General features: G+C 73.1%; 22 protein-coding genes. 8 read left to right on the forward strand and 14 right to left on the reverse strand.

Features of this window, described 5'->3' with window-relative positions:
* The gene (locus L3K22_RS08910; protein WP_263311063.1) at positions 1–855 is read right to left on the reverse strand and encodes a DUF4245 family protein; all 855 of its coding nucleotides are present in this window, start codon (positions 853–855) and stop codon (positions 1–3) included.
* 112 nt (positions 856–967) lie between these two features.
* Here L3K22_RS08910 and L3K22_RS08915 point away from each other — a divergent pair, with 112 nt between their 5' ends.
* Positions 968–1,879 carry a carbohydrate kinase family protein gene (locus L3K22_RS08915; RefSeq protein ID WP_263311064.1) on the forward strand — a complete coding sequence of 304 codons (912 nt, stop codon included), beginning with the start codon at positions 968–970 and terminating at the stop codon, positions 1,877–1,879.
* Positions 1,880–2,006: 127 nt separating this feature from the next.
* Positions 2,007–3,422 (forward strand): class II fumarate hydratase, encoded by a 1,416-nt coding sequence (locus tag L3K22_RS08920; RefSeq protein WP_263311065.1) that lies wholly within the window; start codon positions 2,007–2,009, stop codon positions 3,420–3,422.
* A gap of 214 nt (positions 3,423–3,636) precedes the next feature.
* Here the strand turns inward: L3K22_RS08920 and L3K22_RS08925 are convergent, their stop codons facing one another.
* The 3 genes from L3K22_RS08925 to L3K22_RS08935 all read right to left on the reverse strand — a co-directional run bounded on the left by L3K22_RS08925 (position 3,637) and on the right by L3K22_RS08935 (position 7,355).
* Positions 3,637–3,921, reverse strand: coding sequence for a putative endonuclease domain-containing protein (locus L3K22_RS08925; RefSeq protein WP_263311066.1), 285 nt, complete (start codon positions 3,919–3,921; stop codon positions 3,637–3,639).
* 842 nt (positions 3,922–4,763) lie between these two features.
* On the reverse strand, positions 4,764–6,074 hold the full coding sequence (gene phoH2 / locus L3K22_RS08930; protein ID WP_263311083.1) for an RNA 5'-3' helicase PhoH2: 1,311 nt from the start codon (positions 6,072–6,074) through the stop codon (positions 4,764–4,766).
* A gap of 522 nt (positions 6,075–6,596) precedes the next feature.
* Positions 6,597–7,355, reverse strand: a complete 759-nt coding sequence (locus tag L3K22_RS08935; RefSeq protein ID WP_263311067.1) for an isoprenyl transferase — start codon at positions 7,353–7,355, stop codon at positions 6,597–6,599.
* Positions 7,356–7,538: 183 nt separating this feature from the next.
* Between L3K22_RS08935 and trhA the strand changes: the two genes are divergently transcribed.
* Positions 7,539–8,426 (forward strand): PAQR family membrane homeostasis protein TrhA, encoded by an 888-nt coding sequence (trhA, locus tag L3K22_RS08940; protein ID WP_263311068.1) that lies wholly within the window; start codon positions 7,539–7,541, stop codon positions 8,424–8,426.
* Positions 8,427–8,454: 28 nt separating this feature from the next.
* Here trhA and L3K22_RS08945 read toward each other — a convergent pair whose 3' ends face one another.
* A complete protein-coding gene (locus L3K22_RS08945) occupies positions 8,455–8,907 on the reverse strand; it encodes a hypothetical protein (protein ID WP_263311069.1) in 453 nt (150 codons plus the stop codon).
* Positions 8,904–9,815 carry a mycothiol conjugate amidase Mca gene (mca, locus tag L3K22_RS08950; protein WP_263311070.1) on the reverse strand — a complete coding sequence of 304 codons (912 nt, stop codon included), beginning with the start codon at positions 9,813–9,815 and terminating at the stop codon, positions 8,904–8,906. Before mca ends, L3K22_RS08945 begins: the two co-directional genes overlap by 4 nt.
* 218 nt (positions 9,816–10,033) lie before the next feature.
* Between mca and L3K22_RS08955 the strand changes: the two genes are divergently transcribed.
* Together L3K22_RS08955 and greA are read left to right on the forward strand one after the other, a co-directional pair.
* Entirely contained in the window at positions 10,034–10,426 is a 393-nt protein-coding gene (locus L3K22_RS08955; protein ID WP_263311071.1) for a DUF4307 domain-containing protein, read from the forward strand.
* 223 nt (positions 10,427–10,649) lie between these two features.
* On the forward strand, positions 10,650–11,141 hold the full coding sequence (greA, locus tag L3K22_RS08960) for a transcription elongation factor GreA (RefSeq protein WP_010550261.1): 492 nt from the start codon (positions 10,650–10,652) through the stop codon (positions 11,139–11,141).
* A gap of 97 nt (positions 11,142–11,238) precedes the next feature.
* On the opposite strand, the gene L3K22_RS08965 is transcribed toward greA, so the two are convergent.
* Positions 11,239–12,738: an AI-2E family transporter gene (locus L3K22_RS08965; protein WP_263311072.1), complete on the reverse strand. Its 1,500-nt coding sequence runs from the start codon at positions 12,736–12,738 to the stop codon at positions 11,239–11,241.
* Between the two features lie 201 nt (positions 12,739–12,939).
* Between L3K22_RS08965 and L3K22_RS08970 the strand changes: the two genes are divergently transcribed.
* Positions 12,940–13,860, forward strand: a complete 921-nt coding sequence (locus L3K22_RS08970; protein WP_263311073.1) for an ABC transporter ATP-binding protein — start codon at positions 12,940–12,942, stop codon at positions 13,858–13,860.
* Complete coding sequence (locus tag L3K22_RS08975; protein WP_263311074.1) at positions 13,845–15,557, forward strand: hypothetical protein; 1,713 nt, start codon at positions 13,845–13,847, stop codon at positions 15,555–15,557. The genes L3K22_RS08970 and L3K22_RS08975 overlap by 16 nt, the downstream gene beginning before the upstream one ends.
* Positions 15,558–15,631: 74 nt before the next feature.
* Here the strand turns inward: L3K22_RS08975 and L3K22_RS08980 are convergent, their stop codons facing one another.
* The 7 genes from L3K22_RS08980 to glmS form a co-directional block, all read right to left on the reverse strand.
* A complete protein-coding gene (locus L3K22_RS08980; RefSeq protein WP_263311075.1) occupies positions 15,632–16,258 on the reverse strand; it encodes a GNAT family N-acetyltransferase in 627 nt (208 codons plus the stop codon).
* 1 nt (position 16,259) lies between these two features.
* Entirely contained in the window at positions 16,260–17,018 is a 759-nt protein-coding gene (tsaB, locus tag L3K22_RS08985; RefSeq protein WP_263311076.1) for a tRNA (adenosine(37)-N6)-threonylcarbamoyltransferase complex dimerization subunit type 1 TsaB, read from the reverse strand.
* Positions 17,018–17,707, reverse strand: coding sequence for a tRNA (adenosine(37)-N6)-threonylcarbamoyltransferase complex ATPase subunit type 1 TsaE (gene tsaE / locus L3K22_RS08990; RefSeq protein ID WP_263311077.1), 690 nt, complete (start codon positions 17,705–17,707; stop codon positions 17,018–17,020). The genes tsaB and tsaE overlap by 1 nt, the downstream gene beginning before the upstream one ends.
* Complete coding sequence (alr, locus tag L3K22_RS08995; RefSeq protein ID WP_263311078.1) at positions 17,704–18,876, reverse strand: alanine racemase; 1,173 nt, start codon at positions 18,874–18,876, stop codon at positions 17,704–17,706. The genes tsaE and alr overlap by 4 nt, the downstream gene beginning before the upstream one ends.
* Positions 18,873–20,420, reverse strand: a complete 1,548-nt coding sequence (locus L3K22_RS09000; protein ID WP_263311079.1) for an NAD(P)H-hydrate dehydratase — start codon at positions 20,418–20,420, stop codon at positions 18,873–18,875. Before L3K22_RS09000 ends, alr begins: the two co-directional genes overlap by 4 nt.
* Complete coding sequence (locus tag L3K22_RS09005) at positions 20,420–20,875, reverse strand: holo-ACP synthase (RefSeq protein ID WP_263311080.1); 456 nt, start codon at positions 20,873–20,875, stop codon at positions 20,420–20,422. The genes L3K22_RS09000 and L3K22_RS09005 overlap by 1 nt, the downstream gene beginning before the upstream one ends.
* 165 nt (positions 20,876–21,040) lie before the next feature.
* Positions 21,041–22,909: a glutamine--fructose-6-phosphate transaminase (isomerizing) gene (gene glmS, locus L3K22_RS09010; RefSeq protein ID WP_263311081.1), complete on the reverse strand. Its 1,869-nt coding sequence runs from the start codon at positions 22,907–22,909 to the stop codon at positions 21,041–21,043.
* A gap of 305 nt (positions 22,910–23,214) precedes the next feature.
* Here glmS and coaA point away from each other — a divergent pair, with 305 nt between their 5' ends.
* A complete protein-coding gene (gene coaA, locus L3K22_RS09015; protein WP_010550272.1) occupies positions 23,215–24,171 on the forward strand; it encodes a type I pantothenate kinase in 957 nt (318 codons plus the stop codon).
* Positions 24,172–24,310 lie beyond the last annotated feature (139 nt).

Here is a 24,310-nt window from a genome sequence, read left to right on the forward strand (position 1 = left end):
TCAGCCGATCGCGGCGAGCGCCTCGTCCATGAGCTGCTCGAGCTCGGCCTGATCGGCCGCGCCGTGGACGAGGATCCCGAAGCCCTCGCCCTGGCAGGCGATGCCGGTCTGCTCCGCGTCGTCCCCGCCGCCGAGCACCTGGCATTCGGCGCCCCGGAGGCTCGTCTGCTCGGTGACGGTCGCGCCGGGCATCTCGGCCGACAGCAGCGACGCGCTGACCTCGGTGTCCTCGGCCAGGGTCACGAGATCCCCGCCGGGCGCGGTGTACTGCACGGTCCAGCGCGGGCTCTGCCCGTCGGTGAAGCGCGCCGAGCGCACCTGCCAGTCCTCGCCGGTCGCGGGCACGGCGACGGGGAAGTCGGCCACGTCCTGGGCGCGCTCGGCGGTCGCGGCGACGTCCACCTCCGAGTTCTCCAGCGGCTCGCGCTCGAGGTCGCTGCCCACCCCGAAGAAGCCCACCGCCAGCACGATCACCACGACCATGGTCAGCACGATCGCCCAGACGATGTTGCGCAGCACCGTGTTCTGCTTGGTCGGCAGCTGGTACGCGGACTTCGGCCGCTCGCCGGGCAGCTCATCAGCGCCGGTCACCTCGGCCTGTGTGCCGTCGGCCCCGGCGGACTCGGCCCGCGCGCCGTCGGATGCATCGCTCGCTGCCGCTGCGCCGACGGACCCAGCGCTCGCTGCCGCTGTGCCGTCGGCCCTCGCGGCGTCGGCCTTCGTGCGACCGGCGCCCTCGCTGTCGGCCCTCGTGCGACCGGCGGCCTCGCGGTCGACCCCCGTGCGCACAGGGCCACCCTCACCGTCGGCGGGGCTCGCGGTGCGGTCGGGGCTCTCGGACTGGGCATCGTGCATGCGGGCCATTGTCCCCGCCCGCGCCGCCCTCCGCCTCCCGGGGTGATCCGGGCCACGGCGCCCCTCCCCCGCTCATGTCGCCCGCGCCCTGGAAACCTGCGATGATCGAAGCGTGACCGCGAGAATCCTGATCGCCGGAGAAGCCCTCACCGACATCGTCGTCGACGCCGATGGCGGTCGTCGCGAGCACCCCGGCGGCTCCCCCCTGAACGTGGCCGTCGCCCTGTCGCGACTCGGCCACGATGCCCATCTGCTCACCACGATCGGCGACGACGCCCGAGGCGACGCGATCCGCGCCCACCTCGACGAGTCCGGCGTGCAGCTCACGCCCGCCTCGGTCGGACCCGGCCGCACCTCGACCGCCGAGGCCGTGCTGGATGCGCACGGCGCCGCGACCTACACCTTCGACCTCGCCTGGAACCCGGACACCGCCGGGCTGCCCGAGACGCCGGACGCCGTGCACACCTCCTCCATCGCCGCCGTGCTCGAGCCGGGGGCCACGACGCTCTCCGCCCTGCTGCGCAGCGCCCGCGGGTCCTCGACGATCAGCTACGACCCCAACGCGCGCCCCACCCTGATGGGCGCGCCGGAGGACGTCCGCGCCCGGATCGAGGAGAACATCGCGCTGTCCGACGTCGTCAAGGCGTCCGACGAGGACGTGGCCTGGCTGTACGGCACCGAGGACGTCGAGGACGTCGCCGCCTCGTGGCGCGACCTCGGCCCGTCCCTCACCGTGCTGACCCGAGGCGGCGACGGCGCGGTCGCGTTCTCCGCCAGCGGGCGCGTGCAGGTCGCGCCGGTGCGGGTCGAGGTGGTCGACACCGTCGGCGCCGGCGACACCTTCTCCGCCGGGATCCTCGACGCGCTGGCCGACAAGGGCCTGCTCGGCGCGGACCGTCGCGAGATGCTCGCCGCGATCCCGTCGGACGATCTCGCGACCGTGCTCCGACGTGCCGCCGCGCTCTCGGCGATCACCGTCTCGCGCGCCGGCGCGAACCCGCCCTGGAGCCACGAGCTCACCTGACCCGCCCCGCCCGGGGCACCGCTGCGCGGGCACGCCGACCCAGCCCGCCTCGCCCTCCACCGGCCCGGGACCGCCCGAGGACCGGATCCGACCACCCGACAGAGAAGACGAACAGGAAGGCCCGTCGATGAACCAGTCCACCCCCGCAGCGCAGCAGAGCGACTACCGCATCGAGCACGACACCATGGGAGAGGTGCGCGTGCCCGTCTCGGCGCTGTACCGCGCCCAGACCCAGCGTGCGGTCGAGAACTTCCCGATCTCCGGGCAGGGCCTCGAGCCCGCGCACATCCACGCTCTCGCCCAGGTCAAGAAGGCCGCCGCCCGTGCGAACAAGGAGCTCGGGGTGCTGGACGGCACCATCGCCGACGCGATCGTCGCCGCGGCCGACGCGGTCATCGCCGGCGAGCACGACGATCAGTTCCCGGTGGACACCTACCAGACCGGCTCGGGCACCAGCTCGAACATGAACATGAACGAGGTCCTGGCGACCCTCGCCACCAGCGCGGGCACCGAGACCCACCCCAACGACCACGTCAACTGCTCCCAGTCCAGCAACGATGTGTTCCCCACCTCCGTGCACGTCGCGGTGACCGCCGGCGTCGTCGAGCACCTGCTGCCCTCCCTCGCCCACCTCGCCGAGGCGCTCGAGAAGAAGGCCGAGGCGTGGAAGGACGTCGTCAAGTCCGGCCGCACCCATCTGATGGACGCCACCCCCGTCACCCTCGGCCAGGAGTTCGGCGGCTACGCGGCCTCGATCCGCTACGGCATCGAGCGCGTCGAGGCGGCGCTGCCCCGCACCGCGGAGGTCCCCCAGGGCGGCACCGCCGTCGGCACCGGCATCAACACCCCGATCGGGTTCCCGCAGAAGGTCATCGCGAACCTCGTCGACCAGACCGGCCTGCCCCTTACCGAGGCGCGCAACCACTTCGAGGCGCAGTCGAACCGCGACGGCCTCGTGGAGATGTCGGGCGCGCTGCGCACCATCGCCGTCTCCCTCACGAAGATCTGCAACGACCTGCGCTGGATGGGCTCCGGCCCCAACACCGGCCTGGGCGAGATCGCGATCCCCGACCTGCAGCCCGGCTCCTCGATCATGCCCGGCAAGGTCAACCCCGTCATCCCCGAGGCCGTGCTGATGGTGTGCGCGAAGATCGTCGGCAACGACGCGGCCATCGCCTGGGGCGGTTCGCAGGGCGCCTTCGAGCTGAACGTGCAGATCCCGCTCATGGGCACAAACCTGCTGGAGTCGATCCGCCTGCTCGCCAACGCCTCCACGGTGCTGGCCGACAAGACCGTCGACGGGCTCACCGCGAACGAGGAGAAGGCCCGCTTCTACGCCGAGGCCTCCCCCTCGATCGTCACCCCGCTGAACAAGCTGATCGGCTACGAGTCCGCCGCGAAGATCGCCAAGCACGCCGTCGCAGAGCGCATCTCCGTGCGCGAGGCCGTGATCGCGCTGGGCTTCGTCGAGCGCGGCGAGCTCACCGAGGAGCAGCTCGACAGCGCCCTGGACGTCCTCTCTATGACCGCGCCGAAGGCCTGATCCGGCCGTCCGGGTCGGCCCACGGGCTGATCTGCCCGCCGGAGTACTGAGCCGTCGCCGGGGGGCCTGGACCCTCGCCGGGAGCCTGAGCCGTCGCCGGGGGCCTGGACCCTCGCCGGGGACGGGACGAATGTGACGCGTCGTGGCTATATCGCCACGACGTGTCATATTCGTCCCGTCCCGTCATCCCGACTGAGCCATGTCACCAGTGCGCTCACCCCGCTGCCCGCACCGGGAGCAGACGGCGATGATCACGCCGACGGAGCATCTCCAGCAGCATCGCGGATGTCCTCGGCCATTCCAGAAAGACCTGTTCCCAAGTCAGACGGGTGACCCGATAGCCGCGCGAGGAGAGCGCCAGGTCGCGCCGCCGGTCCTCCCGGTACTGCGCGGGGTCGTCGTGGAATCGCCGGCTGTCGCATTCGATCACCCAGTTCGTGCCGATCAGCAGATCCACCCTCACGTCTGGCAGCAGCTGAGCCTGGCTGCGCACCCGCACCCGGCGCTCCTCGAGCCACCAGCGAACAGCGGTCTCGGTCCCGGACTGCGCGTCGGCGCGGACTCGTACCAGAGGGTGTCGCTTCCGCTGAGGCAGCCCTGCGAGAAGGCGATCCAGGTCCTCCGTGCTGAGGCATCGCTTGTTCAGCGCGGACTCGATGAGGATCGCCGCGTTCACCGTGGACTGGCAGCGCGCCGCGTGATCGAGGGTGCGGACGATGTCGGGGACAGGGTCCTGACTCCCCCAGCCACGGAGGCTCGGCGCGTGCAGGATCAGAGGATGCATCGCAGGGGCCGGCTGTCCTGCTCCTGAGACGGGGATCGGCACGAGCTCGCCCGCCCCCGCGTCACGCCGGCGCCTGATCTGCGCCAGGCGAGGAGCATCTGGTGGAGCTTCGACCCTCCGTGGCCCGAGCTCCAGCAGGGCGAGGAGGTCCTCCGGTGCTTCCTCGGTCACGTACCACTGGCCCACGGAACGGATCTTCCCGCTGCGCAGGAGAGCACTGCGCCGATCGGGATCAGGCTCGACCTCCGCCAGCCCCTTCCTGTGCACGACTCCTCGAACCCTCATGCGGAGATCCCAGCATCTCTGCGGAACGGTCCGTAGGAGTCGCCGGCTCTGTGGAGAAGTCACCGCTGGGGAGGAGACCTCAACGGCGCTCCCGAGCGCCGACGGGACGGTGGTGACACGACGTGGCCATATGGCCAGAGCGTGTCACCACCGTCCCGTCCGCTGCAGTGCAGACCTCACCCGTCCGCCCAGTCAGCGGTTCCTCTCCCCGCGCCGTGCCGCCCGACAGAGCCTCGGCCTCGACATTCAGCGCCGGTACCCCGCCCCGCCCCTCAGAGGATCGGCTCGTCCAGCACGTGGGTGACGAGCTCGGCGACCTTCGAGCGCTCGGAGCGCTGCAGGGTGATGTGCGCGAAGAGCTCCTTCTCCTTGAGCGCCTCGACCACGGAGGCGATCCCGTCGTACCGGCCGATGCGGAGGTTGTCGCGCTGGGCGATGTCGTGGGTGAGGACCACGCGGGAGTTCTGGCCGATGCGGGAGAGCATGGTCAGCAGCACGTTGCGCTCGAGGGACTGCGCCTCGTCGACGATCACGAAGGCATCGTGGAGGGAGCGGCCGCGGATGTGGGTGAGCGGGAGCACCTCGAGCATGCCGCGGGAGAGCACCTCGTCGATGACGTTCTGGGAGACCATCGAGCCGAGCGTGTCGAACACGGCCTGACCCCAGGGGCCCATCTTCTCGCTCTGGTCGCCGGGGAGATAGCCGAGCTCCTGCCCGCCCACGGCGAACAGGGGCCGGAACACCATGATCTTCCGCTGGGTGCGGCGCTCGAGCACGGCCTCGAGACCCGCGCAGAGGGCGAGGGCGCTCTTGCCGGTGCCGGCGCGGCCGCCGAGGGAGACGATGCCGATGGACTCGTCCTGGAGCAGGTCGATCGCGACGCGCTGCTCGGCGGAGCGGCCGGCGACCCCGAACACGGTCTGGTCCCCTTGCACGAGCCGTACTTGCTTGTCGCGGGTGACGCGGCCGAGCGCCGAGCCGCGCGGGCTCGTGATCGTCAGGCCCGTGTGCACGGGGTGGTGGGCGATCTCCGGCACCTCGACGACCTGACCGTCGTAGAGGTCGGTCATGGTCTGCTCGTCCACGGAGGTGGTGACCATGCCGGTGTAGCCGCGGTCGCGGGCGAGCTCGGCCCGGTACTCCTCGGCATGGATGCCGGAGGCGCTGGCCTTGATGCGCATCGGCAGGTCCTTCGACACCAGCACCACGTTCTTGCCCTCGAGCTGGAGGTTCTTCGCGACGGCGAGGATGCGGGTGTCGTTGTCGCCGAGGCGGAAGCCGTCGGGCAGCGAGGCGGTGTTCATGTGGTTCAGCTCGACGTGCACGTGGCCGCCGTCCTTGCCGATCGGGAGCGGCACGGAGAGGTTCCCGTGCAGCTCGCGCAGGTCGTCGAGGATGCGCAGCGCCTGACGGGCGAAGTAGCCGAGGTCTGGGTGGTGGCGCTTGGCCTCGAGCTCGGTGACCACGACGATCGGCAGCACGATGTCGTGCTCGGCGAAGCGGTGCAGCGAGAGCGGGTCCGAGAGCAGCACAGAGGTGTCCAGCACGTAGGTGATCACCCCCGTCTCGATCTCGGCGAGCATCTGCTGGGCGGCGCCGGGCCGGAGCGAGGGGACCACGGGGGCGTCGTCGGGGTTCGCGGCGCCGATCACCGCCGTCCCGCCGTCCGGTCCGGGCGAGAAGCTGCCGCCGAAGGCGGTCGTCGTCTCGCGGGCAGTGGTCGTCTCGTCCATGGGAGCCTCCCGGAATCTCGCGGATGCCTGGACCATAGCCCTCGGTGCACCCGCCGTCGGGCGAGTCCCGCGGGCAGCGGACACGACGTTCACCCGATCGTCATCGGGAGTTCTGCGGGCTCCCGATGAGGCCCAGTGTGCCACCGCTCACAGCACTGAGCGGGGAGGGTCGACGGGTGGGTGCGTCGCACTCGGGCGGCCGACGGCCCTGCAGCATGCGCGCCGTCGGAACCGAGGAGGCCCGGCCGACGGACGGGATGCCGGAGGGCGCGCCGGCCTCGCCGCGCCCCGCGGCGAGCACGGGCCGACGGGGCACGGGGCACGGGGCACGGGGCACGGGGCACGGGGCACGGGGCACGGGGGCCGACGGTCTCAGGCGCCGTAGCGGCGCTCGCGTCGGCAGAAGTCGCGCAGGGCGCGCAGCAGGTCGATGCGGCGGAACCCGGGCCAGTAGGTCTCGCAGAACCAGTACTCGGAATGCACCGACTGCCAGAGCAGGAAGCCGGAGAGGCGCTGCTCGCCGGAGGTGCGGATGATGAGGTCGGGGTCGGGCTGGCCGCGCGTGTAGAGGTGCTCGGCGATCGCGCCGACGCTGATCCCCTCGGCGATCTCCTCGATGCCCCTCCCCTGCGCGCCGAGGTCCCGCACCAGCTCGCGCACCGCGTGGACGATCTCCTCGCGGCCGCCGTAGCCGATCGCGACGTTGACGGTGAGGCGGGCCTCGGGCGAGGTCTCCTGCTGCAGGCGGGCGATCCCCTCGCGCATCTCCTCGGGGAGGGAGTCGGCGCTGCCGGTCAGGCGCACGCAGTAGCCGGCGTCGGTGATCTGCTCGATGGTGGAGGTGATGATCTCGTACAGGGCGACGAGCTCCTCCGGCGGGCGCCGGAGGTTGTCGGTGGAGAGCATCCACACGGTCACCAGCGGGATGCCGAGGTCCTCGCACCAGGAGAGGAACTCGACGATCTTCGCGGCGCCGGCCCGATGGCCCTGGGCGGTGGACTCCCCCGCGGCCTTCGCCCAGCGGCGGTTCCCGTCGACGATCACGCCGAGGTGCTGCGGGAGGTCGAAGGACTCGAGCTCCTTGGACAGCCTGCGCTCGTACACGCGGTACAGCAGCCCGTCGGCGGCCATGCGCTCCTCCGTCCCCTCGTCGTGCCCGCCCGGCGGCTGGGCCCCGGGGGCGCGCCGGGTGCGGCGCGCTGCGTCCATTATCGACGACGGCGGGAGCGCCGCTCGACGATCGGGGGGAATCGGCACGAGACGGTCACAGGACCCCTGTACCGAACCTACGGTTGCGTAGGTTACGGTGTGCCCATGACCCCCGGACCCCATGACGAGGCCGCCGCGAGAGCCTCCGACAGCACCCCGCGCGACGCCGACGAGTCCCCCGCCACCCCCGGCGGCGCCCCGACGCTCCAGGACCCCGCGCCGCGCGAGATCGCCGAGGCCGTGGCCGGCAGCGGCGGCACCACCGAGCTGCGCGACGAGGACCTGCCCACGGCGGAGAACTTCCCCTTCGCGCCGCGCACCCTGACCCGGGCGATGGCACGGCGCGCCACCCAGCTCGGCCTCCAGCTGCCCAAGCCGCGTCTGCGCGGGATGCTGCACCTGATCGCCTTCCCGACCACGCTCGTGCTCGGGCTGCTGCTGGTCGCCGTCGGCCAGACCCTGACGATCCGCCTGGCCTGCGCGGTGTTCGTGCTGACGGCCGGGATGCTGTTCGGGATCAGCGCGGTCTACCACCGCGGCACGTGGTCCCCGCAGCACGCGATCATCCTGCGCCGCTTCGACCACGCGAACATCTTCCTGATCATCGCCGGCACCTACACCCCGATCGCCGCGGCGCTGCTGGCCCCGCGCCAGGCGCTCACGCTGCTCGGCATCGCCTGGGGCGGCGCACTGGTCGGGGTGTGCTTCCGGATCTTCTGGACCGGTGCACCGCGCTGGCTGTACGTCCCCGCCTATGTCGCCCTCGGCTGGGTGGCGGTGTTCTACATGCCGCAGCTGCACGCGGGCGGCGGCTGGCCGGTGGTGATCCTGCTGCTCGCGGGCGGGCTCGCCTACACGGCGGGCGCGGTGATGTACGCGCTGAAGCGGCCGAACCCCTCCCCCGCCTGGTTCGGCTTCCACGAGATCTTCCACGCGGGCACCCTGATCGGCTTCGGCTGCCACTTCGCCGCCGTCGCCGCGGCGGTGCTCTGAGGAGAGCCGCTCCCCGGGCGGCGCGCGCTCAGCGGCGCTCGTCGCCCTCGGGCGCGTCGTCGTCCGACGGGTCCGAGGAGTCCGACGGCCCCGCAGGGTCCGTCGGCTCCGCAGAGTCCGCGGGCGCGGCGTCCGGGTCGTCGGACTGCGGCTCCGCGGCGTCCTCGCCGTCGGCGCGCCCGCTGTCGGGGGCGTCTTCCGCGGCCTGCTCGCGCTCGGCCGCCTCGGCCTCCTCGCGCTCGAGCTGCGCCTGGCGCTCCTCGACCCGGGCCCTGGCCTGCACCCGTCGGACGCGCCGCGTCATGTCGATCAGGAGCAGCACGACGACCACCGCGAGCACGAAGGTCGCGAGGAAGCCGGGCAGGCCCGGGGAGACGGTGACGGAGTTGAACTCCTCACCGTCCGATGGGCTCGGCGCGGCCTGGAGCACGGCGCCGACGGCCGGGAGCACGCCCGCTCCGCCGAGCCCTGCCCCGATCACGGGCGGGCCTCCACGGTCTCGTGGCGGAGCCCGGCGAACAGGTCCCGCTCGGGCAGCTTCACGCCGATCCGGGAGATGTGCAGCTCGTAGTCCTCGGTGCCCCAGGCCGCGATCTCGGCATCGTGCGCGATGCGGAAGAAGGGCCCCTCGGGGTCGACCTGGGTGGCGTGGGCGCGCAGCGCGTCGTCGCGGATCCCGAGATAGTCGCGCACGTCGATGCGGGTGGTGAGCAGTCGGTCGTGGCTCTCGTCGTAGTGCTGGAGCATCTGGTCGAGCTCCTCATTGGGGGTGCCCTCGGCGCGCAGGTGACGGCTCACGGCGGCGAAGCGCTGACGGTGGAAGCCGTTGATGTAGTACAGCTTCGCGACCTCCCAGGGCTCGCCGAGCTCGGGCGCGAAGTCAGGGTCCGCGGCGAGGTCGAAGGCCGCCACGGAGATGCGGTTGACCTGGATGTGGTCGGGGTGCGGGTAGCCGCCGTTCTCGTCATAGGTGGTCATCACGTGCGGGCGCAGGCGGCGCACCGCCTCGACCAGCGGACGGGCAGCCTCCTCGACGGGGAGGGTCGCGAAGCTCCCGGCGGGCAGCGGCGGCAGCGGGTCCCCCTCGGGCAGTCCCGAGTCGACGAAGCCGAGCCACTCGTGGTCCACGCCCAGGATCTCCTTCGCCCGCTCCATCTCGCGGCGGCGGATCCCGGGCAGGCTCTCGGGGGTGATCCCCGGATCGTCGCGGAGGCGGGGGTTCAGCACGTCGCCGCGCTCTCCGCCGGTCGCGGTGAGCACCGTGACCTGCGCTCCCTCGCGTGCGTAGCGTGCGGTCGACCCGGCACCCTTGGACGACTCGTCGTCGGGGTGCGCATGGACGGCCACCATCCGCAGGGACTCATCGGGGGCGGGCAGCTGGACGGTCACGGGACTCCTCGGAGACGACGGGCGGGGCACTGCCCCGGTGCGGTTCACGCGCGCGACCGACACGGCCCGCGACACCTGCACCAACGCCCGATCGTACGCCACCTCTCCGCGAGCGAGCAGGGCGCGGGCCGCCTCCTCGCCGCGGACGTGACCGGTCCCTCGCTCCCTCCGACCGCGCTCCCGGACCGCTCTCGGGGAGGGTCTGGGAGACTGGGCGCATGGACGATGCCGAGGAGCTCCACCGCCAGCGCTACGGCGGACCGCTCGTCTCCCCCCGCACCGCGAAGATCCTGGTCGCCGTCGCCGGTGCCGTGTTCGTCGCGATCGTGATCGTGGTAGGGCTCTTCGTCGCGCGCGAGGAGGTCCGCTACGACGTCCTGGCCTACGACCATCTGGCCGCCGACCGCATCGGCGTGGACTTCGTGGTGACGATGGCGCCCGGCACCGAGGCGACCTGCCGGATCCAGGCGATGAACGAGGGGCGCGCACAGGTCGGCTTCGTCGAGACCACGATCCCGGCGCAGACCGAGCGCCGCACCGCGCACCACGTCGAGATCTCCACCCAGGGCGAGGCGGTCTCCGCCGAGGTCGTCGGCTGCACCGTCGGCTGACCCCGCTGCCGACCGGCGGACCATTCCCGCAGATTTCACGGTGCGCGTAAAACGTCCATCGGTCCCGGGAAATGCACAGCGCGCCGTGTAATGTTGCCCGGAACCGGCGAACGACCGGTCATCATCACCCGCACACGGGGCGCATGAGGACATGTGCCCCGTGATTCGCGTATTGGGGGTCTTCGTCCCCGTGCGCTTCACCGAGGACGACAGGAGTGAACCCATGAGCAGCCAGCCGAATGGCGCCTGGCTCACCCAGGACGCGTACGACCGCCTGGCCAAGGAGCTCGCCGAGCTCGAGGGCCCGGGCCGCACCGAGATCGCCGAGCGCATCGCCGCGGCTCGCGACGAGGGCGACCTCAAGGAGAACGGCGGATATCACGCCGCCCGCGAGGAGCAGGGGAAGATGGAGGCGCGCATCGCGGACCTCCAGCGTCTGCTGAAGAACGCCGTGGTCGGGGAGTCCCCGAAGGACGACGGCGTCGTCGAGCCCGGCATGGTCGTGGCGATCTCGATGGCCGGCAAGGAGCGCACCTTCCTGCTGGGCAACCGCGAGATCGCCGACGGCGACGACGACCTGGAGGTCTACTCCATCGAGTCGCCGCTGGGCAGCGCGATCCACGGCTCGAAGGTCGGCGACACCGTCGACTACACCGCGCCGACGGGGAAGTCCTTCCCGATCGAGATCCTCCGCGCCAAGCCGTACTCGGCCTGAGCCGCGCGCCCCACGGGGCGAGGGGGCACTGCTCGGACCGACGAGAGAGCCCCTTCCGGCAGCTGCCGGAAGGGGCTCTCTCGCGCTGCGAGCGGGGTCAGTCCCGCTCGCCCTCCGCTCGGTGACGCGGAGCGGGCGGCTCGGCCGACGCCCCGTCCACCTGGTCGGTCGACGGCGCCTCGGGGGACGCCGTCCCGGTCGCGTCGGCGGCGCGCGAGCCGGCCTCGCCGGTGTCGTGCGCGTCCGCCGCGCCGGCGTCGTGCGCGTTTGTCCCGTCGGCGGCGTGCCCGCCGGTCCCCGTCGGCGTCGCGCCGCCCTCCGTCGCGCTCCGACGCTCGGCGGCGGGGACGGTGCCGAGCATCGCCAGATCCGCCGAGGAGTCCTCGTCGGCCGACGCCCGCTGCGCCTCGGAGTCCGAGGAGGCCTCGGCCAGCTGGTGCGCGGGCACGCCGGCGCCGAGCGCCGCGAAGTGCTCGGCGCTGGCCCTGTCGTGGCCGAGCTCGGGGCTCGGGTCGCGGCCCACCACGTACAGCAGCGTCGCGTTGACGAAGGCGATCAGCGGGATCGCGAACAGCGCGCCTGGGATCCCGGCGATCATCGCGCCGAGGGCCACGCCGAGGAACACGCCGAGGGGGTGGATCTCGACGGCCTTGCCCATGATGAAGGGCTGGAGGACGTTGCCCTCGAGCTGCTGCACGGCGAGCACGATGGCGAGCATGATCAGCGCGCCGACCCAGCCGTTGAGCACCAGCACGAGCAGCACGGCGATCGCGCCGGAGGCGATCGCGCCGACCAGCGGGATGAAGCTGAACAGGAACACCAGCAGCCAGATCGGCACCGCGTAGGAGCCCAGGCTCAGCGCGACCATGCCGATCGTGATGCCGGTCGCGTCGACCGCGGCGACGAGCACCTGCGTGCGCACGTAGGCCGACAGCGCCTTCCACCCGCGGCGGAACGCCTCGTGGGTGGGCACACGGGCGGCGGGCGGCATCAGGCCGACGGCCCAGCGCCAGATCCCGGCACCGCCGGAGAGCATGAAGAACAGCGTGAACAGGGCGACGACGATCCCGGTGCCGATGTTGCCGAGCGCGGCGGCGGTGGTGACCGCGCCGCTGACCAGCTGGCCCGAGTACTGCTGCAGCTGCTCGAGGCCCTCCTGGAGGGCGGAGTCGATCATCGGGGTGTCGATCTGGAAGGTGGTCTGCACCCACTCCAGCAGCGCCTGGAAGCCCTGCACCGCGCGGATCTGGATGTCGTCCCACTGCGCGATCAGCTGCCGACCGGCGAGGGTGAACATCCCGGCGATGACGAGCAGCAGTCCCAGCAGCGCGATCCCGCTGGAGGCGGCACGGCCCAGGAAGGTGTAGCGGGTGAGGATCTTGACCACGGGCTGGAGCAGCGCGGCGAGCAGGATCGCGATGAGCACAGGGATCACGATGGTCGTGACCTGGGTCAGCCCCCACAGCAGCAGCGCGCCGGCGGCGACGATCACGAGCAGTCGCCACGACCATGACGCGGCCCGGCGCACTCCGATCGGGATCTCCTGGACCTCGGGGGCGAGACCCGGGTCCCCGGGGGCAGGGCGCGGATTCGACATGGGGCTCCTTCCGTTCGAGCCACGGTGACTCACCGGCATCCTAGCCACCGCCTCCCTCTTCTCCGCGATCACCAGCGCCTTCGACGACGGACCGGCCGCGCTCCGACCGATGCTCCGCCGCGGTCGAGCACCGACGAAGGTCGAGGTCCCGCCCGCCATGGGAGGGATCGTCGCGGACCGACCGGCCGATAGCGTGACCCCATGCACAGCGACCCCTCCCTCCCCTCCTCTCCTCCCGTCCCGGGGACCGCCCCGGAGGCGGCAGGGACCTCGGCGCCGCCCCCGGTCCACCCCTCCGGGACCGCCGAGGCGCCCGGCCCGCTCGCGGGTGCCGCCGCCCCGGTCTCCGCCGAGGCCTCGGTCCCGAGCTCGACCGCGCTGTCGATCCGCGGGCTGCGCAAGTCCTTCGCCGGAACCGAGGTGGTCCACGGCCTGTCCCTGGACGTGCCGCAGGGCTCGTTCTACGGGATCGTCGGTCCCAACGGCGCAGGCAAGACCACCACTCTGTCGATGGCGACGGGCCTGCTGCGGCCCGACGACGGCACCGCGCACGTGCTCGGCCACGACATGTGGGCCGAGCCGCAGGCGGCCAAGGCGCGCCTCGGCGTCCTCGCCGACGGGCTGCGCACCTTCGACCGGCTCACCGGACGGGAGCTGCTGACCTACGTCGGCCTGCTCCGCGGGATGGAGCCGGCCGTGGTCGAGGAGCGGATGGAGTCGCTGCTGACCGCGCTCGACCTCGCGGGCGAGGACGGGAAGCTGGTCGTGGACTACTCCGCCGGCATGACCAAGAAGATCCTGCTGGCGAGCGCCCTGCTGCACGCCCCGCGCCTGCTCGTCCTCGACGAGCCGCTCGAGGCCGTCGACCCGGTCTCCGCACAGGTGATCCGCACGATCCTCACCGCCTACGTCGAGGGCGGCGGCACGGTCGTGCTCTCCAGCCACGTCATGGAGCTGGTCGAGGGGCTGCGCAGCCACGTCGCGATCATCGCCGAGGGGCGGCTGATGGCCGACGGCACCCTCGACCAGGTGCGCCAGGGCGGCAGCCTCGTGCAGACCTTCATCGACCTCGTCGGCGGCGGGGACGTCGCGGAGGGGAGCCTGTCGTGGCTGGAGTCCTGAGCACCGAGCACGCACGGACCGCGGCCGCGCAGGACGTGCGCCACGGCGAGATCCGCGGACGCGACCTGGTGCGCCTGCAGCTGAAGCTCAAGTGGACGCTGTGGAAGCGGTCCTACCGCAAGAACGTCGGCAAGATCATCGGCACCTCGATCGGGGCGCTCTACGGCCTGGGCGGCCTGGCCATGCTGGTCTTCCTGTTCCTCGGCACCACGCTGTGGGCCGGGGAGGGAGAGCTGTTCCCGCAGATCGTGCGCGGCCTCGGCGCCGTCACCGTGCTGCTGTGGTTCCTGATCCCCGTACTCGCCTTCGGGATCGACGACACCCTGGACCCGCGTTCGTTCGCCCTCTTCCCCCGCAGCGCGAGGGAGCTGCAGCCGGGGATGTTCGCGGCGGCCGCGCTGAGCCTGCCGAGCCTCTTCACCCTGCTCGCGCTCGCGATCGCCACCGCCTTCGAGCTGCTGTGGCTGGTCCTGTTCGGGCAGAGCGCCGGGTGGGTCGTGCTCGGCGCCCTCGCGCTGATCCCCGCGAACCTCGCCGGCCTCGCGCTGTGCCTGCTGCTGCCGCGGGCCTGGTTCGCGCACTCCGCCGCGCGGGCCTCGAGCCGCAAGGGCCGCGAGCTCGGCGGGATCTTCGGCTTCCTGGCGATGTTCGTGGCGATCTACGCCTTCTCGCTGTCGATGCAGCGCATCGAGGACCTCGACGTCACCTGGGTGCGCGAGCAGCTGCCCGGCGTGGTGGAGGTGCTGGCCTGGACGCCGCTCGGTGCACTGTTCTCCGTGCCGATGGATCTCGTCGAGGGACGGGTGCTCACGGCGCTGCTGCGCGCCCTGATCGGCGCGGCGACGATCGTGCTGGTCTGGCTGTGGTGGCGGCGCTCGATCGATCTGTCGATGACCTCGGCGCTGACCGGGGACGCCTCCTCGGGCCAGACGAAGGTCTCGCCGCTCGTGCCGCGCTTCGTGCCCGCCGGCCCCTTCGGCGCCGTGCTGGGCAAGTCCCTTCGCTACTGGCGACGGGACACCCGCTATCTCGCCGCCCTCGGCATCTATCCCGTGGTGATCGTGTTCTTCGTGGCGATGGGGCTCATGGTCCCCGAGGCCCGACCGATGATGCTGGGCATGGCCGTGTTCATGTGCGCGATGACGGGGCTGAGCATCTCCAACGAGATCGGCTTCGACGGACCGTCCGGCTGGGTCAACATCGTCGCCGGCGCCCCTGCCCGCGCCAACCTGCTGGGCCGCATCGCGGCGATGGCGGTGCTGATGATCCCCGCGGTCGTGGTGATCACCGTCGCGCTGCCGCTGCTGTACGGACTGCCGGAGCTGATCCCCATGACCGTGCTCGGCTCGCTCGGCGCGATGATCTCCGGCTGGGGCACCTCGATGGTGGTGGGCGTGCTGCTGCCCTACCCGAGCTCTGCCCCGGGCACCAACCCGATGAAGGACAAGTCCGCCTCGAGCTCGAACGCCATGCTCTCGATGGCGATCTCGATGGTGACGGTGTTCGTGCCGATGCTACCGCCGCTGGGTCTCGGCATCTGGGGCGCGATCGCGGGGAACCTGGCGCTGATCACCGGGGCCGGCGTGCTGGCGATCGTGATCGGCGTGGCCGTGCTGCTGATCGGTCTGCGCATCGCGACGGTCCGCCTGGACGCCCGCTACCCGGACATCTTCCAGAAGGTCCGCGACCACGTGTGAGCCGGTGCCGGGCCGGGGCTGCTGACCTGACGCCTCCGGCCCCGCGCCCGGCAGCGCCAGGCGACCGGGGAGGGTCAGGCCGACGGGCCGCCGGGAGCGCCGAGCTCGCGCTCCATGACGAGCGCGTCGATGCGCCGACCGCGGATCCGGTAGTAGCCGCGGCGGCGACCGATCTCCCGGTACCCGGCGGCGGCGTAGACGGCGCGGGCGCGGGTGTTGTCCTCACGCACCTCGAGCAGCATCCGCTCGGCGCCGCCGGTGCGGGCCTGCTCCTCGCACCAGGCGAGCAGGGCGCGGCCGATGCCCTCACCCTCTCGGCGGGTGCCGATGGTGTGGAGGTCGGCGAGGTCGCCGGCGAGCATGATCCCGGCGTAGGCGAGCAACCTGCCGCCGCGTGAGGGGAGCGTCCGGCCATCAGGACTGCGGGCCGGCTCGGCCCCTTCCTCGACCGCGACGACGTAGCGGCGGTCGGGGTGCTCGACCTCCTCGGCGAGCTGGAACACGCTCCAGGCCTCGTCGGGGAACAGCTCGAGCTCCGCGAAGGCGATCTCCTCGACGTCCTCGAGGGTCGCCGGTCGCAGGGACCAGGATCCCCCGGCACGGTCGGCCTGACCCGCGCCGCGCGAAGAGCCCGCAGCGTCGGCCGACCCCGCGCCGCGGTCCGCCCCGGCCCGGCGGTCGGACCCGTCAGCGGCCGTCACCTCAGCGCCCCAGGGCGCTCTTGCGCGCGGTGGGCTTCGCGGCGTCGGGCTCGCGCAGATACATCGGCTCGGTGCTGGTGAGGTCCTCACCGCGGGCGGCGAGAGCGGAGGCGGCCAGCAGCAGGTGTCCGGCATCGACGTGCTCGAGCTCGACGGTCGCGGGCAGCAGCTCGGGGTAGAGCGCGGTGCCGGAGCCGACGAGCAGGTCGCAGGCGGTCAGCTCGGCGGCGACCTCGGCGGGGGCGTCCACGGCCGGCTCCGCGATGCGGAGGATCTCGCCGTCCACCTCGCGGCGGTAGCGGGCGTGGTAGACCTCGCGGCGGCGCGCATCGAGCGCCACGCCGACGGTGACGGGGCCGCGCTCGGCGGGCACGGCGGCGAGGGCCTCGTGGGCGAGGGCGTCGAGGGAGCTCAGCCCGTGCAGGGGCACGCCGAGCACGGAGGCGATCGAACGGGCGGAGACCAGCCCCACGCGCAGGCCGGTGAAGGGGCCCGGGCCGCGGCCGACGACCACGCCGGTCAGCTCTCCGCGGGTGACGCCCGCGGCCTGCAGGGTCTCCTCCACCAGGGCGAGAAGCACCTCGTCGTGGTGGCGGGAGCGCGTGTCGGAGCGGACGGCGAGGATGTCGAGGCCGGTGTGCGCGGACGCGGCATCGCCCTGCGCGGGAGCGGCTCCCGAGGACGAGGCGGAGCCTGCGGCCAGCTCTCCGCGGGCGACGGCGACGCTCACCGCGCCCGAGGTGTCGATTCCCAACAGCATCAGCGCTCTCCCTCGGCGGTGTCGGTGGTCGGATCGGCATCCGCCGCGGTCGGTTCGGCATCGGCGGGCTCCGCCGTGCCGTCCAGCCCCGCCACCGCGGCGAGCGCCGCCTCGAGCGCGGCGATCGCGGCGCCGTCCCAGCGGGGCCCGCGCGGGGTGAGCCGCAGAGTGCGGGGCTCGTCCGGGTCCAGCGGGTCGTCGACCCGGTCGGGCCGCTCGAGCTCGACCAGCAGCACGGAGTCCGCGAGATGCTCGACCCGGTCCCTGCCCCATTCCACGACGGTCACGGCGCGGTCGAGATCGGCCTCGAGGTCGAGGTCGTCGATCTCGCCCTCGCCGCCGAGGCGGTAGGCGTCCACGTGCACGAGGTCGGGGCCGCCTGCGAGGTTCGGGTGGACCCGCTCGATCACGAAGGTGGGCGAGGCGACGGGGCCGCGCACGCCGAGACCGGCGCCGAGGCCCTGGGTGAAGGTGGTCTTGCCGGCGCCGAGCGGCCCGTCCAGGACCAGCAGGTCGCCCGCGCGCAGCGCCCCGGAGAGCGCCTGGGCGAGGGCGCGGGTGCCGTCCGCGTCGCGGGTGCGCAGCACGAGGACGCCGTCGGCCTCTCCCGCCGTGCCGCGCGCTCCGCCCGGAGCGCCGGGCCCGTCGACGCCGAGCGCGTCCGCGCCGGTCCCGTCCAGCGCGCTCATGCGCGCACCTCCCGGGTGACGCGCCCGGAGACGGAGGTCAGCACCTCGTAGGGGATGGTCTCCGCGGCGCGGGCCCAGTGGTCCGCGGTCGGGGCGGAGGGGGCGTCGGGCTCTCCGCCCGCGTCGCCGAACAGGACCACCTCGTCACCGGCGCGGGCGGCGGTCTCGGGGCCGAGATCCACCACGATCTGGTCCATGCTGATCCGGCCCACCTGGGGGACGCGGCGGTCCCCACTGCGGGTGCGCACCAGCACGCCGATGCTGTCCGAGGCGGTGCGGTGGAGGCCGTCGGCGTAGCCGATCGGCACCAGGCCCAGAGTCGTGGAGCGGCTGGTGCGGTGGATCCGGCCGTAGCCGACGCTGTGCCCCTCGGGCACCTCCTTGACCAGCGCGAGCCGGCTGGAGAGGGTCATCGCGGGACGCAGCGGCACGTCGGCCGGGACCGGCGGATAGCCGTACAGCGCGATGCCGGGACGCACGATGTCGCGGTGCAGGTCGGGGCGGGTGAGGGTCGCGGCGGAGTTCGCGATGTGCTGCAGCGGGATCGGTCCCACCTCGTCCTCGAGCGCCTCGCAGGCCGAGTCGAACAGCTCCGCCTGCTGGTCGGTGGCGGGATCCTCGGGATCGTCCGCGCTGGTCAGGTGGGTCCAGGCGGCGGTGAGCTGGAGGAAGTCGTCGTCGCGGATCGCGACGCCCATCTCCCGGACCTGCCAGGGCAGCACGCCGTTGCGTCCCATTCCGGTATCGATCTTGAGGTGGACGCGGGCGCGGCGGTCGGCCTCGCGGGCGGCTGCGGCGACGAGCTGCAGCATCTCCAGGGAGCCGACGGCCACGTCGACGCCGGAGCGCAGCACCTCGGGCAGCACGATCCGCGCGGTGTGCGGCTCGTACAGCCAGGTGAGGATCTGCGCGTCGAGGTCCGCGCGGGCCAGCGCCAGGGCGCTGGCGGGGTGGGCGACACCCAGCCAGGTCGCGCCGCCCTCGAGCGCGGCCCGGGCGGCGGTGAGCATGCCGTGCCCGTAGCCGTCGGCCTTCACGACCGCCATCAGCGCCGTCTGCTCCTCGAGGAGGGTCCCCAGCGCCCGCGTGTTCTGCGTGATCGCGGAGGGGTCGATCACCGCCCGGTTGGGCACGTGCCGTGGGTCCTCGGCAGGGATCGGGATGGTCATCGGGCTCCTCGGTTCAGGTCCTGGGCGTCCGCCAGGATAGTCCCGATGGCCTCCGGCAGAGAGTCCGCGACGTCGAGGGCCACCAGGGGGTGCAGTCCGTCACGCGAGGCGAGGCGCCCGGCGCGGCCGTGGAGCAGCGCCGCGAGCGCGGCGGCGTCGGGGCCGGGCAGGCCCGCGGCGAGCAGGGTGCCGAGCACCCCGGCGAGCACGTCGCCGGTGCCGGCGGTCGCGAGCTGGGGCGTGGCGTCGTCCTGGGAGCGCAGCGGCCCGCCGTCCCCGGGGGCGACGAGGGTGATCGCGCCCTTGAGCAGCACGGTCGCGCCCGTCGCGGCGGCGAGCGCGCGGGCGAGCTCGGGGGCGGGCAGGTCCGGGTCGACGTCGAGGCGGCGGGCGAGGCGCTCGGCCTCGCCGCGGTGCGGGGTGAGCACCACATCGGGGGTGAAGCGGGCACCGGGGCCGATGGCCCCGAGTGCGCCCGCGTCGAGCACGCCCCGGCGCGGCGCGGCCGACGGCACGTCCATCTGCCCGGCCAGCAGCGCGACGCCCCGGCGCACGCGCGGGTCGTCGCTGGGCAGGCCGGGGCCGATCACGACGGCATGGGTGCGGGCGAGGGTCTCGTCGTCCAGCACCCGCCCGCCGGCGCGACCGGGGCCGACGGGATGGCCGACGGTCTCGGGACGGGCCCGCAGCACGAGGTCGAGCACGGCTTGCGGGGCGAGGCAGCGGACCATGCCCGCCCCGGTGCGGGCGGCGCCGGAGACGGCGAGGACCGCGGCGCCGGGATACTGCTCGCTGCCGGCGGCGAGGGCGACCACGCCGCGACGGTACTTGGTGGAGTCGCGGCCCGGGCGCGGCAGGAGGGCCCGCATGTCGGCGTCCTCGAGCCGCTCGACCGCCGCACGGGCGGGGAGGTGCTCGTCCAGGCCGAGATCCACCAGGTGCACGGTCCCGGCGAGCTCGGCGCCGCCGGGCAGCAGCAGTCCCGCCTTCACGGCGCCGAAGGTGACGGTCTCCCGGGCCCGGAGCGCCTCGGGGGCGGCCTGGCCGGTGGTGGCGTCGACGAAGCTCGGCAGGTCCGCGGCGATAACGGGCACGCCGCTCTCCCTCACCGTCTCGAGCAGAGGGTGGAGCTCGGCGGGCGCCTCGGGCCGGCCGCCGATCCCGAGGATCGCGTCGATCACCAGGTCGGCGCCGCTGAGGAGGCGGGCGAGGCGCTCCTCGTCGAGACCCGCGAGGGGGTGGAGGGCCCCGCCCGCCCTCTCCAGCGCGGCGACCCCCTCCTCGTGGCGGCGCGGAGCGGTGGTGATCGCGTCGGCGGCCAGGGAGTGCTCGCGGCGCAGGATCGCGGCGGCGTGGAGGCCGTCGCCGCCGTTGGAGCCCGCCCCGGCCAGGACCAGCACCTGCGGGGCGAAGGGCGCCGAGCGCAGGTGGTGGACGGCGCGCTCGGCCAGCGCTGCGGCGGCGCGGAGCATGAGCGGCTCCCCCGCCTCGAGCAGGGGCCGCTCGGCCTCGCGGACCGCCTCGGCACCGTGGGCCCGCAGCATCACAGGCTCCTCGGGGCGGAGGCGCGCTCGGCGACGACGATCGCGGTCGCGATCGCGCCGTCGTGCGAGAGGGAGAGGTGCAGGTGCTCGACGTCCTGCCGCTCGGCGGCGGCGAGGGTCGCGCCCCGTAGACGCAGGTGGGGGCGCCGGCCGGCGGCGCGCTCGACGGTCACGTCCTGCCAGGAGAAGTCGCCGGGCGCGCCGAGGGCCTTGCCCACCGCCTCCTTCGCGGCGACCCGCGCCGCTCGCGAGGCCGGCGAGAGCTCACGCTCCCCCGGGGTCAGGAGACGGTCCCGCAGGGCGGGGGTGCGGGAGATCATCGCGGCCAGGCGCGGGATGTCCACGACGTCCACTCCGACGCCGACGATCGTCCCGTCCTCCCGCGGCGCGAACGCCCGGCCCCCGAAGGTCTCGTCGGGTCCGGGCGTCGGGGTCGCGGTGGGAGAGGTGCTCACAGGGGCAGTATCACACCACCGGCCGCCGCGCGGGGCGAGGCGGCCGGCGGTCGACGGCGCGAGGCACCGCCCGGAGAGGTGCTCCCGCGAACGCGGAGAGGCCCGTCGGACGAGCGGTCCCGACGGGCGCGCTCACCCGACGGGGCAGTTCATCCGACGTGGCGGTCACTCGACGGTGACGGACTTCGCGAGGTTGCGGGGCTGGTCCACGTCCAGACCCTTCGCGGTCGCGAGCTCGCAGGAGAAGATCTGCAGCGGGATCACGGTCAGCAGCGCCGCGAAGAGGGTGCGCGTGGCGGGCACGCGGATCACCTCGTCGGCGTAGGGCAGCACCGCGTCGTCGCCCTCCTCGGCAATCACCAGGGTGCGGGCGCCGCGGGCGCGCACCTCCTGGATGTTGGAGACGACCTTGGAGTGCAGGGAGTGGCGGCCGCGCGGGGAGGGCACGATGACGAACACCGGCTGCCCCTCCTCGACCAGGGCGATCGGGCCGTGCTTGAGCTCGCCGGCGGCGAAGCCCTCGGCGTGGATGTAGGCGATCTCCTTGAGCTTGAGCGCGCCCTCCATCGCCGTCGGGTAGCCGACGTGACGGCCCAGGAACAGCACGCTGGTGACGTCCTTCATGTCCTTCGCGAGCTGCTCGACCTGCGCGGAGCTGTCCAGGACCTGCTGGATCTGGGCGGGGATCTGCTCGAGGTCCTCCATCAGCGCCGCGATCTCGTCGGGGAAGAGGTTGCCGCGCACCTGGGCGAGGAACAGGCCCAGCAGGTAGCTGGCGACGATCTGGCCGAGGTACGCCTTGGTGGAGGCGACCGCGATCTCGGGGCCGACGTGCAGGTACAGCGCCGCGTCGGACTCGCGCGGGATGGTGGAGCCGCGGGTGTTGCACAGCGCGATCACCTTCGCGCCCTGCTCGCGGGCGTGGCGCACCGCCATCAGGGTGTCCATCGTCTCGCCGGACTGGGAGATCGCGACGACCAGGGTCTTCTCGGTGACGACCGGGTCGCGGTAGCGGAACTCGTGGGCGAGCTCGACCTCGGTGGGGATGCGGCACCAGTGCTCGATCGCGTACTTCGCGACGGCGCCGGCGTTCGCGGCGGTGCCGCAGGCGATCACGACGATCTTGTCGATGCTGCGCAGCACCGAGGGGTCGATCTCCATGTCGTCGAGCTGGAGGGTGCCGTTCTCGAGGCGGCCGCGGAGGGTGTCGGCGACGGCATCGGCCTGCTCGTGGATCTCCTTGGCCATGAAGGAGTCGTAGCCGCCCTTCTGCGCGGCCGCGGCGTCCCACTCGATGGTGTAGCGCTTGGCGTCGGTGACCTCGTTGCCGTCGAAGTCGACGATCGCGACCGAGTCGGCGGAGACGGTGACGACCTGGTCCTGGCCGATCTCGAGCGCCTCCTTGGTGGAGTCGACGAAGGCGGCGACGTCGGAGCCGAGGAAGTTCTCGCCCTCACCGAGGCCGACGACCAGCGGGGAGTTGCGGCGGGCGGCGACGACGACGTCCGGCGCGTCGCGGTGGACGGCCAGGAGCGTGAAGGCGCCCTCGAGGTTCGCGGCGGTGCGGCGCATCGCCTCGGTGAGGTCTCCGGCAGCCTCCATCTCGCGGGCGACCAGGTGCGCGGCGGCCTCGGAGTCGGTCTCGGAGGAGAAGGTGAAGCCGTCGGCCTCGAGCTCGGCGCGCAGCGCGGCGAAGTTCTCGATGATGCCGTTGTGAACCAGGGCGAGCTCGCCCTCGCGGCCGCCGAGGTGGGGGTGGGCGTTGCCGTCCGTGGGGCCGCCGTGGGTGGCCCAGCGGGTGTGCGCGATGGCGACGTGCCCCGTGGACTCCGCGGAGCCCTCGAGCGCCTCGCGGAGGTTCGCGAGCTTGCCGGCCCGCTTGGTCACGCGCACGGCGCCGTCGTCCAGGACGGCGACGCCCGCGGAGTCGTAGCCGCGGTACTCGAGGCGGGCGAGGCCCTGGAGGGCCACGTCCACGGGGCGGGAGGAGGGTGCTGCGGCACGGGGGCCTGCGTATCCGACGATTCCACACATGCCGCTCACCGTAGCTTTCCGCATCCCGCACGACGCCGTGCACGCAGGATCCGAGCGAGTCGTTCCTCACCTCGCGGCCCCTCGCCGCGCAGGCGTGGCCGAGCGTGCACGGGACCGATCAGAAATGCGCAGACGGGCATAGGCGCGCTGGTCGCACCACCGCGTCCCCTGCCTCCGGTCGAGCCGTCGGACGCGGCCGGGCAGGGCCCCGGGCCGTGCCGGGACGGGATCCGGTAGCGGCTGTGCCCGGTGGGTCGACGCACCGCTGCACGGCTCGGCGCCGGAATGCTGGAAGAATCTCCCGCATGAAGGCAGCATCGGCGCACGCCACGGTCACCCCGTTCGAGGAGATCCTCCGAGAGGACTGGGCCCGGCTCTCCCAGCAGACCCCGCTGCCGCTGAGCGAGGAGGACGTGGACCGCCTGCGGGGCCTCGGCGACCGGGTGGACCTCTCCGAGGTCGACGCCGTCTACCGCCCCATCTCGCGCCTGCTGAACATCCAGGTCGCGGCCGCGCAGTCGTTGCGGCGGGCGCGCGAGGAGTTCCTGGACCAGCGCCAGCAGCGCACCCCGTACATCATCGGCGTGGCCGGCTCGGTGGCCGTGGGCAAGTCGACCACCGCGCGACTGCTGCGCGAGCTCATGGCCCGCTGGCCCGAGACCCCGCGCGTGCAGCTCGTGACCACCGACGGCTTCCTGTACCCCAACCGCGTGCTCGAGTCGCGCGGGATCATGCAGCGCAAGGGCTTCCCGGAGAGCTACGACCGGCGCCGCCTGCTGCGCTTCGTGGCGGACGTGAAGGCCGGGCAGGAGCGGGTCGAGGCGCCGGTCTACTCCCACCTGACCTACGACATCCTCGAGGACGAGAAGGTCGTGGTGGAGCAGCCGGACGTGCTCATCGTCGAAGGCCTGAACGTGCTCCAGCCCGCCCGGCCCCGCCGCGACGGACGGCTGGGTATGGCCGTCTCGGACTTCTTCGACTTCTCCGTCTACGTCGACGCGCGGGCCGAGGACGTCCAGCGCTGGTACGTGGATCGCTTCCTCGCGCTGCGCCGCACCGCGTTCTCCGACCCGCGCTCCTACTTCCGCCGCTACGCCGACCTCACCGACGAGGAGGCCGCGGCGACCGCGCAGCGGATCTGGAGCTCGATCAACGGCCCGAACCTCGCCGAGAACGTGATCCCCACCCGCGGCCGCGCCGACCTCGTGCTGCGCAAGGACGGCCGGCACCGGGTCCACTCGGTGCTCCTGCGGAAGGTCTGAGCCCGCGGGGGCCGGGGCCCGCCCGCACCTGCCGTACCGGCGCGTCCCCGCCCGCTCCTGTCCGGCCACGGCGCGACCCGGCCGCGCGGCTCCGAGCCTGCGCGCCGCGCGTCCCCGGCGCGTCCACATTTTTGCGCCC

The sequence above is a fragment of the Brachybacterium atlanticum genome (assembly GCF_025669985.1).
GTDB classification, from domain to species: domain Bacteria; phylum Actinomycetota; class Actinomycetes; order Actinomycetales; family Dermabacteraceae; genus Brachybacterium; species Brachybacterium conglomeratum.